Below are 15902 nucleotides of genomic sequence, written 5' to 3'. Positions count from 1 at the left end.
AATGCGACCTACCTGGGTGCTAGTGGCGCTATTGGCAACGTCAATAGTTTTGCCTGCTTCTACCGACCCACCAGGCGCCAGTGCTCAAATTCGGGCAGAGCAGTGGCACCTCGACTATCTGAAGACGGCCCAAGCCCAGAGCATAAGCCGCGGCAATGGCGTGGTCGTCGCCGTGCCAGATACCGGCGTCGATCCACACCCCGACCTGAGCGACAATTTGCTCGCCGGGACAGACATAATTGCCGGCGGGAACGGCGACGGCCGCAAAGACTTAGACAGCCATGGAACGTCGATGGCCGGGCTTATAGCCGCTCACGGACAAGGAAAACTCGGAGCGCTAGGCATAGCCCCAGAAGCCGAGGTTTTGCCAATTTATAGCTCGCCCCCTGACGGCGCCGGCGACCCGGACAGTTTGGCAAAAGGTATCGAATACGCCATCGCGAACGGCGCGGACATAATCAGCATTTCGTCTGTCGGCGCAAGCAGTTCAAGATTGCGCCAAGCAATTCGAGCCGCCCTCGACGCAGACATTATCGTTGTAGCTGGCGTTGGCAATCTTCCTCGCGATCAGACCGTTGGATATCCGGCAAGTGAAGCCGGTGTAATAGCCGTCGGTGGCGTTGATCGCACTGGATTCCACGCGCCAATCTCGGTGACCGGGCCGGAGATCGACGTGGTCGCTCCCGCGGTCGATATCTACAGCACCAGTTACGACGGAAAGTACTCGAAGGGCACTGGCACATCGAGCGCGACGGCGATCGTGGCAGGGGCGGCTGCCTTGATCAGGTCGAAGTACCCCTATCTGCCCGCGCGTGAGGTAGCGCACCGGCTGACTGCGACCGCCGTCGACAAGGGTCCGCCTGGGCGTGACGACGAGTACGGCTATGGCGTGATCGACCTGGTGGCGGCACTGACGGCAGACGTCCCGCCGCTGGGGTTTGAATCCGCTAGCGCGCCGGCCGGTGCTGGCCAGTCGACGACGGTGGCCGGGCGGCGGCCGGGTGATGGTGGCAGCGGCGCGACGGCACGTGGCCTGGCCACTCTGGGCGTGATCGTGGCTGCCGGGGTCGCTTGGGCGGTGGTGGCGCGGCGTCGGCGCCGCAGTGATGATCCGCCGCCCAGAATTAGTCGCTGATCGGGCTGCGGCAGGCTGATCGACTCGGATTTCTTGATGTCGCGGTATCCAGGCCAGCAGGACACCGCGATTTCAAGGAACACGAGTCGATCAAGAAAGCCGAGGTGGTCACGGTTGGTCTTGGGTGGTGGTGGAGGGCTTGGCGGTAACGTCGGGCTTGTGTCTGACTCTTTGCCGCTCCGCCTCGTGCTCGCTTCGGCGAGCCCTGCCCGTCGTAAGTCCCTCCAGGCCGCTGGCATCGAGCCGGACGTGCTGGTCAGCGGGGTGGACGAATCCCTGGTGGTGACCGACCGGGCCGAGGAGTTGTGCCTGGAATTGGCGCGGCTCAAGGCCCAGGCGGTGCTGACCCGGCTGAGCCCGGCCAACGATCAGCGGACGCTGGTGATCGGCTGCGATTCGGTGCTGGCGTTCGACGGGGAGATCCTCGGTAAGCCTGCGGACCCGGCGGATGCGACCAGGCGTTGGCTGCGGATGCGGGGGCGCAGCGGTGTTCTGCACAGTGGGCACTGCCTGATCGACGTGGTCGCCGGGCGGCGCGCGGAGGCGGTCGCCTCGACGACCGTCCACTTTGCCGACATCAGTGACGACGAGATCGCCGCATACGTGGCCAGTGGCGAGCCGCTGGCCGTGGCCGGAGCGTTCACGATCGACGGGCTCGGCGGGGCGTTCGTGGAGCGGATCGAGGGTGACCCGGGCACGGTGGTCGGGTTGTCGATGCCGCTGCTGCGCCGCCTCCTGGCCGAACTCGATCTGCGGATCACCGACCTCTGGACGAAGGTCGCGCCGGGCGGCCAATCTGTCGAGCCACTCGGTAACGTCCGGTCATGACCACCAAGTCGATCCCGCTCACCGATGAGCTGCACGCGTACCTTGTCGCACACGGCGCTCCGCCGGACGAGATCATCCAGGACCTGGCCGAGGAAACCCGGTCGGTGTTGCCGGAGCACGCCTCCATGCAGGTGGCCCCGGAGCAGGCGGCCTTCCTGACCTTCCTCACCCGACTCCTCGACGTGCGGCAGGCCGTCGAGGTCGGCACGTTCACCGGGCTGTCGTCGCTGGCGATCGCCCGTGGGTTGCCCGACGGTGGGAAACTGACCTGCTTTGACGTCTCCGAGGAGTTCACCGGCATCGCCCGGCGCTACTGGGCGCGTGCCGGTGTGCAGGACCGGATCGACCTGCGGACCGGCCCCGCCGGGGAGACGTTGCGGGAGTTGCCGCACGAGCGCCACCTGGACTTTGCGTTCATCGACGCCGACAAGACGGGCTACCCGGTCTACTGGGCTGAGCTGGTGCCCCGGATGCGGCCCGGTGGAGTGATCGCGGTCGACAACGTCCTGCGCGGCGGGCGGGTCCTCGCGCCACAGAACGAAGGCGACCGGGCCATCGCCGCCTTCAACGACGAGGTGCTCGCCGACGTACGGGTGGACCCGGTGATGCTGCCGATCGCGGACGGCCTCACCCTCGCCCGGGTGCGCTGAACGGCGATGATCCACTCGAGTTCCTGGAAGTCGCGGCATCCCACGCGGTAGGACACCCCGACTTCCAGGAAACCGAGTCGATCAAGGGCAAGCAGGCAAGCCAGGCAGCCAGGCCAGCGCCAGGCAGGCCAGCGCCAGGCAGGCCAGCGTCAGCGGACGCTGCGGGCGAACTGGCGGGCGGCCCAGTAGACGCCCAGCACGGCGAGCACCGCCGTGATGCTCAGGCCCTGCCAGACCTTGTCGCTGCCCAGGTCACCGGCGAACAACGCGCGGGTGCCGTCGACCGCCCAGGAGAACGGGTTCCAGTCGGCGATGCCCTGCAACCAACCGGGCGCGAACGTCAGCGGCAGCAGGATGCCGGACAGCAGCAGCACCGGCTGCGCCACGGTGTTCATCAGCGGGGCCAACGCGTCCTCGCTCTTGACCTTGAGCGCCACGCCGTAGGAGACGGCCGAGGTCATGAGGGCGATGAGGGCGAGCATCAGGTACGCCAGCAGCAGGTCACCGATGAACACCCGCAGGTCGAACAGGAGCGCCAACAGGGTGATGATGACGGCCTGCACGAGAAGTGAGACCACGTCGCGCAGCGAGCGGCCGAGCAGCAGGGCGAGTCGGCTGATCGGGGTGACCCGTGAGCGTTCGATGACCCCGGCTCGCAGCTCGGCGATGAGGCCGAACCCCTGGAACAGGCCACCGAAAATGGCCAGCAGGACGAGCAGACCGGGTACGAAGATCTTGTAGGCGGCGGCCTGGGTGGGTGCGTTCAGGGCTGGCTTGAGCAGCGGGGCGAAGAGCAGCAGGTACATCACCGGCTGGAAGACGCCGACGAAGACCCAGACCGGGTTGCGCAGCAGCAACTGGGTCTGCCGCTGGAAGATCAGCCACGTGTCACGGGCGAATTTCATGAGAAGTCTCCGGATGGTCAGGACTCGCGCAGCGAGCGGTGGTCAGGACTCGCGCAGCGAGCGGTGCGGGTAGAAGAGCCCGGCCCGCTGCTGGTCAGGACTCGCGCAGCGAGCGGCCGGTCTTGGTGAGGAAGACGTCGTCCAGGCTGGGTCGGTGCAGCTCGATCGAGCGCAGCTCCAGGCCGGCGTGGTCGAGTCGGCGCAGCACCTGCGGGATGGCGGTGGCGCCCTCGTCGACGTAGAGGCGCAGGCCGCCCTCGTCGACGGTCTCCAGTTTGTTGACGTACGCCTCGCCGTCCAGCGACTGGGCTGCCTGTGGGGTGGCGGCCAGGTCGAGACCGACCAGCACGACGTCGCCGGAGATCTCCCGCTTGAGCTCGGCGGGGGTGCCCTCGGCCACGATCTCGCCGTTGTCCATGATCGCGATCCGGTCGCAGAGCGCGTCGGCCTCGTCCAGGTAGTGCGTGGTGATGAAGACGGTCATCCCGTCGTTGCGCAGCCGCCGGATCTCGTCCCACATGTGCGCGCGGCTCTGCGGGTCGAGGCCGGTGGTCGGCTCGTCCAGGAAGACGATCTTCGGTTCGTGGATGATGCCGAGCGCGATCTCGACCCGCCGGCGCTGACCACCGGAGTAGGTCTTGCACTTGCGGTCGGCGTACTCGGTGAGCTGGAAGGCGTCCAGCGCGCGGGCGGCGCGGCGCTGCGCGTCGGCCTTGCTGATGCCGTACATGCGGGCGTGCAGCACCAGCTCCTCGCGGGCGGTGGACTCGTCCCAGGTGCTGCCGCCCTGCGGGACGTAGCCGATCCGTCGGCGCACCTCGGCCGGGTCCTTCCGCAGGTCGGCGCCCGCGATGGTGGCGTCGCCGCCGTCCGGCTCGATCAACGTGGCGAGCATCCGCAGGGTGGTGGTCTTGCCTGCGCCGTTCGGGCCGAGGAAGCCGAAGATCTCGCCCTCGGCGACCTTGAGGTCGACGCCCCGCACGGCGTCCACCGTCTTCGTCTCTCGACCCGCGCGGGAGCGGAAGGACTTCCGCAGCCCCCTGGTCTCGATCATCTCTGCTCCTGGTCGGTCGGGCCGGGTCGAAGCCGGCCGTCAAGTGGGACGACGCCGGACGGCGCACTCCCCCCGCTGTGCCGACAGCAGGCTAACGCGATATAGCTTCCTTAGTCAACGTTGATTATTCCGGTTGTGCTTCGCGTCGCCCATCGCCGTTGCGCCAACCTGACCAACCATCCGCGTTCTCCAGTTCAGCAGGCAGGTACGACACACCGGATTCGATGCGTTCCGCGATCCGTTCGCACCAGGTCATCTCCGCTTCCGCTCGCGCCGACCACAGCTCGAACATCCACCCGACGTGCACCGGCCTGGTGTTGCGCACCCAGTCCGAGCCAAGCGAGGCCCGCATCGACTCGATTCCGGCTCGCAGCAGGTTGGCCCGGTTGCGCAGGGCCGCCGCCGCCTCGGGCCGGGGCATCGCGGGCAGGAAGGAGAAAGCCGCCGTGAACGGGTCGATCGGCTCGGAGAAGTTCCACCAGAGGTTGCGCAACAACGTCTCGAACTCCTCCTCTCCCTTGGGTGTGACCTCGTAGGTGGTGCGGGCCGGGCGCGCACCGACCTGTTCGGTGGCGACGGCGCGGAGCAGGCCTTCCTCGGTGAGCTTGCGCAGGGCGTGATAAATCGATCCAGGCTGCACGTTCGCCCACTTGTCGGCGCTCCAGCTCAACAGCTCGCGGCGCACGTCGTAGCCGTGCACCGGCTGCATCCACCGCACCAGACCGAGGATCATCATCCGAGTTGAAGACACCCGATAAGCGTAATAGCCAAGTTTTACTAATGTCAGTGCCACATCCCACACTGAGCGATCGTTAGGGTCGGCAGGGTGGCCGATACACTCCCCGTCAGTAACCTGCCCGGGAGGAGCCACGAAGGTGCGCAAGGTACTCATCGCGAACCGCGGCGAGATCGCCGTCCGGGTGATCCGTGCGTGCCGCGACGCCGGTCTGGACAGCGTCGCCGTGTACGCGGACTCCGACCGTGACGCCCTGCACGCCACCCTCGCGGACGAGGCGTACGCGCTCGGTGGCGACAGCGCGACCGAGACGTACCTGCGCATCGACAAACTGCTCGACGTCGCCGCCCGTGCTGGCGCCGACGCCGTACACCCGGGTTATGGCTTCCTCAGCGAGAACGCCGACTTCGCCCAGGCGGTCATCGACGCCGGGCTGACCTGGATCGGTCCCACCCCGCAGGCGATCAGGGACCTGGGTGACAAGGTGACCGCGCGGCACATCGCCCAGCGCGCCGGCGCTCCGCTGGTGCCGGGCACCCCGGACCCGGTGGCCAACCCGGACGAGGTGATGGCGTTCGCCGTCGACCACGGCTTGCCGGTCGCCATCAAGGCCGCCTTCGGTGGTGGTGGACGCGGCCTGAAGGTCGCCCGGACGATGGAGGAGATCCCGCAGCTCTTCGAGTCGGCCACCCGGGAGGCGGTCGCGGCGTTCGGCCGGGGCGAGTGCTTCGTCGAGCGTTACCTGGACAAGCCCCGGCACGTCGAGGCGCAGGTCCTCGCCGACCAGCACGGCAACGTGATCGTGGTCGGCACCCGGGACTGCTCGTTGCAGCGTCGGCACCAGAAGCTCGTGGAGGAGGCTCCCGCGCCGTTCCTCACCGACGCCCAGCGGGCCCAGATCCACGACAGCGCCAAGGCGATCTGCCGCGAAGCCGGTTACCACGGCGCCGGCACTGTCGAATACCTGGTCGGCGTGGACGGCACCATCTCCTTCCTGGAGGTCAACACCCGACTCCAGGTCGAGCACCCGGTCACCGAGGAGACCGCCGGCATCGACCTGGTCCGCGAGCAGTTCCGGATCGCCGACGGTGAGAAGCTGCGGATCACCGAGGACCCGACGCCGCGTGGGCACTCCATCGAGTTTCGGATCAACGGCGAGGACCCGGGCCGCAACTTCCTGCCAGCCCCGGGCACGGTCACCGCACTCCGGCTGCCCACCGGCCCGGGTGTGCGGGTCGACACCGGCATCTCGGCCGGCGACGTGATCGGCGGCAACTTCGACTCGCTGCTCGCCAAGGTGATCATCACCGGTGAGACGCGGACCGAGGCGCTGGAGCGCGCCCGTCGCGCGCTGGACGAGATGGTCCTCGACGGCATGGCCACCGCGCTGCCGTTCCACCGGCTGGTCGTGCGGGACGAGGCGTTCACCGCCGAGCCGTTCAGCGTGCACACCCGGTGGATCGAGACGGAGTTCCACAACACCGTGCCGCCGTTCACCGCCGCCGCCGGCGCCGCCGAGGCGCCGGCCGAACGCGCGACCGTCGTGGTCGAGGTGGGTGGCAAGCGCCTCGAGGTCAGCCTCCCCGCCAGCTTCGGCGGGAGTACGACCACCGCGGCACCCGCCTCCCGCAAGGCGAGCCGGCGCGGTGGCGGTGCCAAGGCCGGCGCTCCGGTCGGCGGCGACACTCTCGCCTCACCGATGCAGGGCACCATCGTCAAGATCGCAGTGGCGGACGGCGACACCGTGGCCGAGGGCGACCTGGTGGTGGTGTTGGAGGCGATGAAGATGGAGCAGCCGTTGCACGCCCACAAGGCGGGCACGGTCAGCGGGCTCGCGGCCGAGGTCGGTGCCGTGATCACCGCCGGCGCGGCCATCTGCACCATCGCCTGAGCGGCTGCCCGGAAGACCTCTGACGGCCGCGACGGGCGATCGGCCCGACGTAGCGGGTGAGACAGGGTCGGCGGTCAGCGCAGGCTCTCGGCGGTGACCGCGCGGACGGCGGCGGTCAGGGCGTTCAGCACGTCCGACTCCAGTCGCCAGTGCTGCCAGTAGAGCGGGACGTCCAGGTATCGTCCCGGCGCGAGGTCGACGCAGCGACCGGCGGCCAGGTCGGCCTCGGCGATCTGCTCCGGCACCATGCTCCAGCCCAACCCGAGCCGGACGGCCTCACTGACGGCCGGCACCGACGGCACGTAGTGCAGCGGCGGGTCGAGCGGTCGGCCCGCCACCGCACGGATGAAGCGGTGCTGCACCCGGTCCTTCCGGTCGAAGACGATCAGCGGCGTGACCGCCAGCGCGGACGCGGTGAGACCTCCGACGAAGTGGGCCGACGCGAACTCCGGTGTGGCCAGCGCGCGGTAGCGCATGGCCCCGAGCCGCAGCACGCGGCAGCCCTGCACGGCCTCCCGCTGGGCGGTGACCGCCGCCGTCACCGAACCGTCCCGGAGCAGCTCGGCGGTGTGGTCCTGGTCGTCCTGCCGCAGGTCGAAGGAGAGCTCGGCCAGCTCCGGCAACCGGGCGAGCGCGGCGGGGAACCAGGTGGCCAGTGAGTCCGCGTTGACCACCACGGCGACCCGGACGCGGCCACCACCGGCCAGCGGGCCGCGGGCGTCGGCCAGTGCCTCCCGTTCGAGCAGCGTGAGCTGGCCGGCCAGGCGCAGCAGCGGGCGGCCGGCGTCGGTCGCCACACATGGTCGGGCGCGGCGGACCAGCACCTGGCCGACGGTCTCCTCCAGTGCCTTGATCCGTTGGCTCACCGCCGACGGCGTGACGTGCAGCAGCCGGGCCGCCGCGTCGAAGCTGCCCTCCGCCACCACCGCGGCGAGCGTCCGCAGCTGCGTCGAGTCGAGACCGTTCATCAGCAGAGCTTAAGTTGCGTCAGAATCTTTAGTTGGACTGGTGGCTGTCGACAGCTTTAGCGTCGATCCGTGCTCACCTCCGCCGTCGCCGGCTTCTCGATCTCCATCGCCCTCATCGTCGCCATCGGCGCCCAGAACGCCTTCGTCCTGCGTCAGGGCCTGCGCCGCGAGCATGTCGTACCCGTGGTGTTGACCTGCGCCGCGTCGGACGCGCTACTGATCATGGCGGGCGTCGCCGGGGTCGGCACGCTGGTGACGGGTCGGCCGGGCCTCCTGGCGGCGATCCGGTGGGGCGGTGCGGCGTTCCTCCTCTGCTACGCGGCGCTCGCCGCCCGCCGCGCGCTGCGTCCCGGCGCCCTGTTGCCCACCGAGCGGCCGCCGGCCACGTTGGGGGCGACCCTGCTCGCCTGCGCCGCCTTCACCTACCTGAACCCCCACGTCTACCTGGACACCGTGCTGCTGCTCGGCGGGGTCGCCCAGCAGCACCCGCACCGGTGGGTGTTCGGTGCCGGAGCCGCCCTGGCCAGTGGGGTCTGGTTCACCGCCCTCGGCGTCGGCGCGCAGCGCCTCGCGCCGCTGCTCGCCCGTGCCGGCGCCTGGCGGGTGCTGGACGCGGTCATCGCCGTCGTGATGGCCGGGCTCGCCGTGGCGCTCCTGGTGGGCTGACCAGCTCTGACGCGGCGTCGACGGGAGTGTTTTCCACGACCACCGGCGGCGGGACGCTCCACGAGCGGGGATGATGGGCCGAGTGCGGTTCCTACACGGCGCGGCTCCCGCGCACGACCTGACCTATACCGACGTCTTCATGGCGCCGGCCCGCTCCGACCTGGGCTCCCGGCTCGACGTCGACCTTTCCACCAGCGACGGCACCGGCACCACCATCCCCCTGGTCGTGTCGAACATGACAGCGGTCGCCGGCCGGCGGATGGCCGAGACGGTGGCCCGCCGGGGCGCGATCGCGGTGATCCCGCAGGACATCCCGATCGAGGTGGTGGCGAATGTCGTCGCCTGGGTCAAGCAGCGGCACCTGGTCTACGACACGCCGATCACGCTGGGCCCGACCGAGACCGTGGGCGACGCCATCCACCTGCTGCCCAAGCGCTCGCACGGCGCGGTGATCGTGGTCGACGACGCCGGTCGGCCGATGGGCGTGGTCACCGAGGCGGACACCACGGGCGTGGACCGGTTCGCTCAACTGCGGCACGTGATGTCCACCGAGCTGCACACCGTGCCGGCGGACGCGGACCCGCGTACCGGTTTCGACCTGCTCTCGGCGGGCCGTCGCCGGCTCGCTCCGGTGGTGGACGCCGAGGGCCGGCTGGTCGGGGTGCTGACCCGGCAGGGTGCGCTGCGCGCGACCCTTTACACGCCGGCCGTGGACGACCGCGGTCGGCTTCGCATCGCCGCGGCGGTCGGCATCAACGGTGATGTGACCGGCAAGGCCGCCGCGCTGCTGGAGGCGGGGGTGGACACGCTGGTCGTGGACACCGCGCACGGCCACCAGGCGCGGATGATCTCGGCGCTTCAGGCGGTCCGCAAGCTGGATCCGGGGGTGCCGGTGGCGGCTGGCAACGTGGTCACCGCCGAGGGGGTACGCGACCTGGTCGAGGCCGGGGCGGACATCATCAAGGTCGGCGTCGGGCCGGGCGCGATGTGCACCACCCGGATGATGACCGGCGTGGGTCGGCCGCAGTTCTCCGCCGTGCTCGACTGCGCCGCTGCCGCCCGCGAGTTGGGCCGGCACGTCTGGGCCGACGGCGGGGTGCGGCACCCACGGGACGTGGCGCTCGCGCTCGCCGCCGGGGCGTCGAACGTGATGATCGGCTCCTGGTTCGCCGGCACCTACGAATCCCCCGGTGACCTGTACACCGACGCGGACGGCCGGCGGTACAAGGAGAGCTTCGGGATGGCCTCGGCCCGGGCGGTCAGTGCCCGTACCGCCGACGACAGCCCGTACGACCGGGCCCGCAAGGCGGTGTTCGAGGAGGGCATCTCCTCGGCCCGGATGCACCTGGACCCGGCGCGGCCCGGCGTCGAGGACCTGATCGACGAGATCATCGCCGGGGTGCGCAGTGCGTTCACGTACGCCGGCGCACGGGACCTGACGCAGTTCCACGACCGGGCAATCGTCGGCGTGCAGAGCGCCGCCGGCTTCACCGAAGGAATGCCCCTCCCCACAAGCTGGTAACCCCACCACCCACCACCCACCACCCGGGTCGATCATGGAGTTGTGGTGCCTCACAGAACGGGCAGCGACGGGCGAACCGCCCACCTCAACTCCATGATCGACGCTGGGAGGGGCTAGGGAGCCAGGCGGCGGAGGACTTCGCGGGCTGCCCTGCGGGGGTCGTCGCCCACCCGATCGGGCAGCGCGCCGGCCAGCCACAGGGTGGCGAAGCCGTGCGCGATCGACCAGGCGGCGAGCGCGTCACGGTCGGTGTCACCGGGGGCGCCACCGGTGGGCAGGGTGGCCACCCCGGAACGGAGCGCGGTGCCGGAGCGCTCCCGGGCCGCGATCAGCTCGGCGTCGTCGGCCCGGTAGAGCTCGGGCCGGAACATCACCTCGAAGTACGCGCGGTGCGTGACGGCGAAATTGACGTACGCGACGCCGGCCTCCAGCACGTCGTCCGCGTCGATGAGCTTCTGCGCCAGCAGGTCGAAGCCCTGGGCGGCAAGCGCGGTGAGCAGGCCCGCCTTGTCGCCGAAGTGGTGCGTGGGTGCGGCGTGCGAGACACCGGCCCGACGGGCGAGGTCGCGCAGACTCAGCGCGGCGGGCCCGACCTCCTCGATGGCCTCCAGAGCTGCGGCGAGCAGGGCGCGGCGCAGGTCGCCGTGATGGTACGCACGCGTCTCGGTCATGCCCCAATCCTATCTTGTCATTGACAAGATGTTCCTCGGGCACGCAATCTTGTCACTGACAAGTTCCGCCGAGGAGGTTTTTGATGGCACCCCTGATCGCTCTGGTCGTCGGCACCGCGCTGGCCCGACTCGCCGGCCTGGCCGGCATCTCCGCGCTGGACGGTTGGCATCCCGCACTGCGGGTCGGGCTGGCCGTGATGTTCACGCTGACCGCCGTCGCGCACTTCGTCGGTCAGCGCCGAGCAGGCCTGATCGCCATGGTTCCGCCGCGCCTGCCCCGCCCGGATCTGCTGGTCACGCTCACCGGCGTGCTGGAGCTGGTCGGCGCGGTCGGTTTGCTGATCCCGGCGACCGCCCGGGTGGCGGCGGCCGGTCTCGCCCTGCTCATGCTGGCGATGTTCCCGGCCAACGTCTCGGCCGCCCGCCGGAGGCTGACCCTCGCCGGGCGTCCGGTCACCCCGCTCGCGCAGCGCACGGTCCTGCAGATCGTGTTCGTCGCCACCGCTGCGGCAATTTCGTTTGGCCCCTGACTATCAGGGGGCTAATCTACCCGTCGTGGAACTCGTGACCCTCCAGGACGTGCCGCTCGGCCGACTGCTGGTGGTGGCCGGGCACCTGGTCGGGCAGCGGTGGAACCGCTACCTCGCCGAGGAGCACGGCCTCACCCAGGCCGGCATGGTCACCCTGATGACACTCGCCCGACACGGCGAGCTGCCCCACCGGGAGGTCGCCGAGAAGGGCTTCGTGCGCCCGGCGACCCTCACCGGCATCGTGGACACGCTGGCCCGGGAGGGGCTCGTCGAGCGGCAGCGCGACGACAGCGACCGACGCAGCGTCCGACTCGCCCTCACCCCCGCCGGGCGGGAGCGGGTGGCCGCGCTCAGCGCGCTGATGCACTCCGGACGCCCGCTCACCTCGGTGGACGCCGACCCGGAGAAGGCCCAGGTGATCCGCGAGTTCCTGTTGGAGGTCATCGGCAGCGGGGACGACCCGCGGATGACCGGCCGCCCCACCGAACCGAAGGATCCGGCGTGCTGATCCGACTGCTGCGCAGCCAACTGCGCGACTACCGACGACCGCTGCTGGCGGTGGTGCTGCTCCAGTTCGTGGGCACCATGGCCTCGCTCTACCTGCCCAGCCTCAACGCGGACATCATCGACAAGGGCGTGGCCCGGGGCGACACCGACTACATCGTGCACACCGGCGGCTGGATGCTGCTTGTCAGCCTGGTCCAGATCGTCTGTTCGATCGCCGCCGTCTACCTCGGCGCCCGGACCGCGATGGGCTTCGGCCGGGACGTCCGCGCCCGACTGTTCTCGCACGTCAACCGCTTCTCCGCCCGCGAGGTGGCCCGGTTCGGTGCACCGTCGCTGATCACCCGCAACACCAACGACGTCCAACAGGTGCAGATGCTCGTCCTGATGAGCTGCACCATGCTGGTCGCCGCCCCGATCATGAGCGTCGGCGGCGTCTTCATGGCGCTGCGCGAGGACATCGGGCTCTCCTGGCTGATGCTGGTCAGCGTGCCGGTGCTGGCCATCACGCTCGGCGCGATCATCCGCCGGATGGTGCCGGGCTTCCGGCTCATGCAGACCCGGATCGACACGGTCAACCGGGTGCTGCGCGAGCAGATCACCGGCATCCGGGTGGTCCGCGCGTTCGTCCGCGAGCCGTACGAGACGGACCGCTTCGGCGTCGCCAACGCCGACCTGACCGCCACCGCACTGCGGACCGGCCGGTTGCTGGCGTTGATCTTCCCGGTGGTCATGCTGGTGCTGAACGTCTCCAGCGTGGCGGTGCTCTGGTTCGGCGCGCAGCGGGTGGACGCCAACGCGATCCAGGTCGGCGCGCTCACCGCGTTCCTGCAATACCTGATGCAGATCCTGATGGCGGTCATGATGGCCACCTTCATGCTGATGATGGTGCCCCGGGCCGCGGTCTGCGCCGAGCGCATCACCGAGGTGCTGGACACCGACTCCTCGGTGGTCCCCGCCGCCGAGCCGGTCACCGACCTGCCCACCCGAGCCGAGTTGGAGCTGCGCGGGGTGCGCTTCCAATACCCGGGAGCGGTCGACCCGGTGCTGCGGGACATCTCCTTTCGGGCCACCCCGGGCACCACCACAGCGATCATCGGCAGCACCGGCGCCGGCAAGACGACGCTGCTGTCCCTGATTCCCCGTCTGGTCGACGTCACCGGGGGCGCGGTGCTGGTCGACGGAGTGGACGTGCGGGAGTTGGCACCGGACGAGCTGTGGCGGCGCATCGGCCTGGTGCCGCAGCGGCCGTACCTGTTCACCGGGACGGTCGCCAGCAACCTGCGGTACGGCAACCCCGACGCCACCGACGAGGAACTGTGGACGGCGTTGGAGATCGCCCAGGCCCGGGACTTCGTGGCCCAGATGCCGGGCGGTCTGGAAGCACCGATCGCCCAGGGCGGCACCACCGTCTCCGGTGGACAGCGGCAGCGCCTGGCCATCGCACGGGCGCTGGTCCGGCAACCGGAGATCTACCTCTTCGACGACTCGTTCTCCGCGCTCGACCTGGGCACCGACGCGCGACTGAGAGCGGCACTGCGGCCGGTCACCGCGCAGTCCGCAGTCGTGATCGTCGCCCAGCGGGTCTCCACGATCATCGACGCCGACCAGATCATCGTTCTTGAGGACGGAGGGGTCGTCGGAGTGGGACGACACACGGAGTTGTTGGAGACCTGCCCGACGTACGCCGAGATCGTGGCCTCCCAGCAGACGGCGGAGGTGGCGGCATGAGCGAGCCCGACAACACGCGCACCCCGGCCGTACCCAGTCAGAAGCCGGCCGGCGACGGACGGACGCCGGATGACACCGCGCAGCAACCCGGCGGGGAAACCGCGCCGGAGACCGGCGCTGGCGCGCCGACGCCGAAGCGGCTGCCACCCGGCGGTCAGCGCGGTGGCCCGGGATGGATGAGCGCCGGGATGCCCGCCGAGAAGTCGATGAATTTCGGGCCCTCGGCCCGCCGGTTGCTCGGCCGACTGCGCTCACACCGGCTGCACCTGGCCGCGATCATCACCCTCGCGGTGGTGAGCGTCGGGTTCAGCGTCGCCGGGCCGAAGATCCTCGGCCACGCCACCGACCTGATCTTCACGGGGGTGATCGGCCGGCAACTGCCCGCCGGCACCACCGCCGACCAGGCCGTCGCCGCAGCCCGGGCCAGCGGCAACGACAGCTTCGCCGACATGCTGGCCCGGATGGACGTGGTGCCCGGGACGGGCATCGACTTCAACGCCCTGAAGCGGGTGCTGCTGCTGGCCCTCGGGCTGTACCTGGCCGCGAGCCTGCTGTCCTGGTGGCAGGGCTGGCTGCTCAACGGCGTGGTCCAGCGCACCGTGCTGCGGCTGCGCGCCGAGGTGGAGGAAAAGCTCAACCGGCTGCCGCTGCCCTACTTCGACCGTCAGCCGCGCGGCGAGCTGCTGAGCCGGGTCACCAACGACATCGACAACATCTCCACCAGCCTCCAGCAGACCCTCAGCCAACTGCTCACCTCGCTGCTGACAGTGGTCGGCGTGCTGGCCGTGATGTTCTGGATCTCGCCGCTGCTGGCCCTGGTGGCCCTCGTCGCGGTGCCGCTGTCGGTGCTGGTCACCCAGCGCATCGCCAAGCGTTCGCAGAAGCAGTTCATCGCCCAGTGGACGCACACCGGCGAGCTGAACGGCCAGATCGAGGAGGCGTACACCGGTCACGAGCTGGTGAAGGTCTTCGGCCGGCAGCGTGAGGTGGAGGCCGCGTTCCACGCGAAGAACGACGAGTTGTTCCGCGCCAGCTTCGGGGCACAGTTCATCTCCGGGATCATCATGCCGTCGATGATGTTCATCGGAAACCTGAGCTACGTGGCGATCGCCGTGGTCGGCGGGCTGCGGGTCGCCTCCGGGACGATGAGCCTCGGCGACGTGCAGGCGTTCATCCAGTACTCCCGCCAGTTCACCCAGCCGCTCACCCAGCTCGCGTCGATGGCCAACCTGCTCCAGTCCGGGGTGGCCTCGGCCGAGCGGGTGTTCGCGGTGCTCGACGCCGACGAGCAGACGCCCGACCCGGTCGAGCCCGCCCGGGTCGTCGACCCGCACGGTCGGGTCGAGTTCGAGCACGTCTCGTTCCGCTACGAGGAGGACAAGCCGCTGATCGACGACCTGTCGCTGGTCGCCGAGCCGGGGCACACGGTGGCCATCGTCGGCCCGACCGGCGCCGGCAAGACCACGCTGGTCAACCTGGTCATGCGCTTCTACGAGCTGGACGCCGGCCGGATCACACTCGACGGGGTGGACATCACGACGATGCGCCGCGACGACCTGCGCGGCCGGATCGGCATGGTGCTCCAGGACACCTGGCTCTTCGGCGGCACCATCCGGGACAACATCGCCTACGGGCGGCCGGACGCCACCGAGGAGGAGATCCTAGCGGCGGCTCGGGCCACCTTCGTGGACCGGTTCGTGCGCAGCCTGCCCGACGGTTACGACACCGTCATCGACGAGGAGGGCAGCAACGTCAGCGCCGGCGAGAAGCAGCTCATCACCATCGCCCGCGCATTCCTCGCCGAACCGTCCCTGCTGATCCTCGACGAGGCCACCAGCTCGGTGGACACCCGCACCGAGGTGCTGCTCCAGCGGGCGATGGCCGCGCTGCGTTCGGACCGGACCAGTTTCGTCATCGCGCACCGGCTCTCCACCATCCGAGACGCCGACCTGATCCTGATGATGGAGAACGGCCGGATCGTCGAGCAGGGCACCCACGAGCAGTTGCTCGCCGCCCATGGCGCGTACCACCGGCTCTACCGCTCCCAGTTCACCGGCGCCGTGGTCGACGAGGAACCGGCCGCCCAACCGGCGTCGGTCTGAGGTCGGGCG

At 69.8% G+C, this 15902-nt stretch carries 15 protein-coding genes; 10 read left to right on the top strand and 5 right to left on the bottom strand.

What is annotated here, in order from left to right; all coding sequences use genetic code 11:
* Position 1: 1 nt before the first annotated feature.
* The 3 genes from HNR22_RS23360 (at position 2) to HNR22_RS23350 (ending at position 2613) form a co-directional block, all read left to right on the top strand.
* On the top strand, positions 2 to 1135 hold the full coding sequence (locus HNR22_RS23360; RefSeq protein WP_179782132.1) for a S8 family serine peptidase: 1134 nt from the start codon (positions 2 to 4) through the stop codon (positions 1133 to 1135).
* 159 nt (positions 1136 to 1294) lie between these two features.
* Positions 1295 to 1963: a Maf family nucleotide pyrophosphatase gene (locus tag HNR22_RS23355; RefSeq protein WP_179782131.1), complete on the top strand. Its 669-nt coding sequence runs from the start codon at positions 1295 to 1297 to the stop codon at positions 1961 to 1963.
* Entirely contained in the window at positions 1960 to 2613 is a 654-nt protein-coding gene (locus HNR22_RS23350) for an O-methyltransferase (protein WP_179782130.1), read from the top strand. Before HNR22_RS23355 ends, HNR22_RS23350 begins: the two co-directional genes overlap by 4 nt.
* A 149-nt stretch (positions 2614 to 2762) precedes the next feature.
* Here HNR22_RS23350 and HNR22_RS23345 read toward each other — a convergent pair whose 3' ends face one another.
* The 3 genes from HNR22_RS23345 to HNR22_RS23335 all read right to left on the bottom strand — a co-directional run bounded on the left by HNR22_RS23345 (position 2763) and on the right by HNR22_RS23335 (position 5308).
* Positions 2763 to 3518 carry an ABC transporter permease gene (locus HNR22_RS23345; RefSeq protein ID WP_088946186.1) on the bottom strand — a complete coding sequence of 252 codons (756 nt, stop codon included), beginning with the start codon at positions 3516 to 3518 and terminating at the stop codon, positions 2763 to 2765.
* Positions 3519 to 3612: 94 nt separating this feature from the next.
* Complete coding sequence (locus HNR22_RS23340; RefSeq protein WP_179782129.1) at positions 3613 to 4572, bottom strand: ATP-binding cassette domain-containing protein; 960 nt, start codon at positions 4570 to 4572, stop codon at positions 3613 to 3615.
* A 124-nt stretch (positions 4573 to 4696) separates the two neighbouring features.
* Positions 4697 to 5308 carry a PadR family transcriptional regulator gene (locus HNR22_RS23335; RefSeq protein ID WP_179783689.1) on the bottom strand — a complete coding sequence of 204 codons (612 nt, stop codon included), beginning with the start codon at positions 5306 to 5308 and terminating at the stop codon, positions 4697 to 4699.
* A 139-nt stretch (positions 5309 to 5447) separates the two neighbouring features.
* Here HNR22_RS23335 and HNR22_RS23330 point away from each other — a divergent pair, with 139 nt between their 5' ends.
* Positions 5448 to 7199, top strand: a complete 1752-nt coding sequence (locus HNR22_RS23330; RefSeq protein WP_179782128.1) for an ATP-binding protein — start codon at positions 5448 to 5450, stop codon at positions 7197 to 7199.
* Between the two features lie 74 nt (positions 7200 to 7273).
* On the opposite strand, the gene HNR22_RS23325 is transcribed toward HNR22_RS23330, so the two are convergent.
* Entirely contained in the window at positions 7274 to 8167 is an 894-nt protein-coding gene (locus tag HNR22_RS23325; protein ID WP_179782127.1) for a LysR family transcriptional regulator ArgP, read from the bottom strand.
* Positions 8168 to 8236: 69 nt separating this feature from the next.
* On the opposite strand from HNR22_RS23325, the gene HNR22_RS23320 reads away from it, so the two are divergent.
* Together HNR22_RS23320 and HNR22_RS23315 are read left to right on the top strand one after the other, a co-directional pair.
* Positions 8237 to 8833, top strand: coding sequence for a LysE family transporter (locus tag HNR22_RS23320; protein WP_179782126.1), 597 nt, complete (start codon positions 8237 to 8239; stop codon positions 8831 to 8833).
* 82 nt (positions 8834 to 8915) lie between these two features.
* On the top strand, positions 8916 to 10355 hold the full coding sequence (locus HNR22_RS23315) for a GuaB1 family IMP dehydrogenase-related protein (RefSeq protein ID WP_099850479.1): 1440 nt from the start codon (positions 8916 to 8918) through the stop codon (positions 10353 to 10355).
* Positions 10356 to 10468: 113 nt separating this feature from the next.
* Here the strand turns inward: HNR22_RS23315 and HNR22_RS23310 are convergent, their stop codons facing one another.
* On the bottom strand, positions 10469 to 11026 hold the full coding sequence (locus HNR22_RS23310; protein WP_179782125.1) for a TetR/AcrR family transcriptional regulator: 558 nt from the start codon (positions 11024 to 11026) through the stop codon (positions 10469 to 10471).
* Positions 11027 to 11109: 83 nt separating this feature from the next.
* Between HNR22_RS23310 and HNR22_RS23305 the strand changes: the two genes are divergently transcribed.
* From HNR22_RS23305 to HNR22_RS23290, 4 genes are read left to right on the top strand one after another with little or no spacing between them, the layout of a single operon-like run.
* A complete protein-coding gene (locus HNR22_RS23305; protein WP_179782124.1) occupies positions 11110 to 11556 on the top strand; it encodes a DoxX family protein in 447 nt (148 codons plus the stop codon).
* A gap of 25 nt (positions 11557 to 11581) precedes the next feature.
* A complete protein-coding gene (locus HNR22_RS23300) occupies positions 11582 to 12064 on the top strand; it encodes a MarR family transcriptional regulator (protein ID WP_179782123.1) in 483 nt (160 codons plus the stop codon).
* The gene (locus HNR22_RS23295; protein WP_179782122.1) at positions 12058 to 13791 is read left to right on the top strand and encodes an ABC transporter transmembrane domain-containing protein; all 1734 of its coding nucleotides are present in this window, start codon (positions 12058 to 12060) and stop codon (positions 13789 to 13791) included. The genes HNR22_RS23300 and HNR22_RS23295 overlap by 7 nt, the downstream gene beginning before the upstream one ends.
* Positions 13788 to 15893, top strand: a complete 2106-nt coding sequence (locus HNR22_RS23290; RefSeq protein ID WP_425488073.1) for an ABC transporter ATP-binding protein — start codon at positions 13788 to 13790, stop codon at positions 15891 to 15893. Before HNR22_RS23295 ends, HNR22_RS23290 begins: the two co-directional genes overlap by 4 nt.
* Positions 15894 to 15902 lie beyond the last annotated feature (9 nt).

The organism is Micromonospora jinlongensis, from assembly GCF_013410645.1.
Classification (GTDB): domain Bacteria; phylum Actinomycetota; class Actinomycetes; order Mycobacteriales; family Micromonosporaceae; genus Micromonospora; species Micromonospora zamorensis.
The sequence above is the reverse complement of the archived record's forward strand: the minus strand, read 5'-3'. Positions and strand labels throughout refer to the sequence as shown.

What these genes read in the sequence shown, in the direction of transcription:
- HNR22_RS23310 (WP_179782125.1), bottom strand. Translation starts at nt 11,026, where the DNA reads ATGACCGAGACGCGTGCGTACCATCACGGCGACCTGCGCCGCGCCCTG.
- HNR22_RS23350 (WP_179782130.1), top strand. Translation starts at nt 1,960, where the DNA reads ATGACCACCAAGTCGATCCCGCTCACCGATGAGCTGCACGCGTACCTT.
- HNR22_RS23325 (WP_179782127.1), bottom strand. Translation starts at nt 8,167, where the DNA reads ATGAACGGTCTCGACTCGACGCAGCTGCGGACGCTCGCCGCGGTGGTG.
- HNR22_RS23335 (WP_179783689.1), bottom strand. Translation starts at nt 5,308, where the DNA reads ATGATGATCCTCGGTCTGGTGCGGTGGATGCAGCCGGTGCACGGCTAC.
- HNR22_RS23290 (WP_425488073.1), top strand. Translation starts at nt 13,788, where the DNA reads ATGAGCGAGCCCGACAACACGCGCACCCCGGCCGTACCCAGTCAGAAG.
- HNR22_RS23360 (WP_179782132.1), top strand. Translation starts at nt 2, where the DNA reads ATGCGACCTACCTGGGTGCTAGTGGCGCTATTGGCAACGTCAATAGTT.
- HNR22_RS23345 (WP_088946186.1), bottom strand. Translation starts at nt 3,518, where the DNA reads ATGAAATTCGCCCGTGACACGTGGCTGATCTTCCAGCGGCAGACCCAG.
- HNR22_RS23305 (WP_179782124.1), top strand. Translation starts at nt 11,110, where the DNA reads ATGGCACCCCTGATCGCTCTGGTCGTCGGCACCGCGCTGGCCCGACTC.
- HNR22_RS23340 (WP_179782129.1), bottom strand. Translation starts at nt 4,572, where the DNA reads ATGATCGAGACCAGGGGGCTGCGGAAGTCCTTCCGCTCCCGCGCGGGT.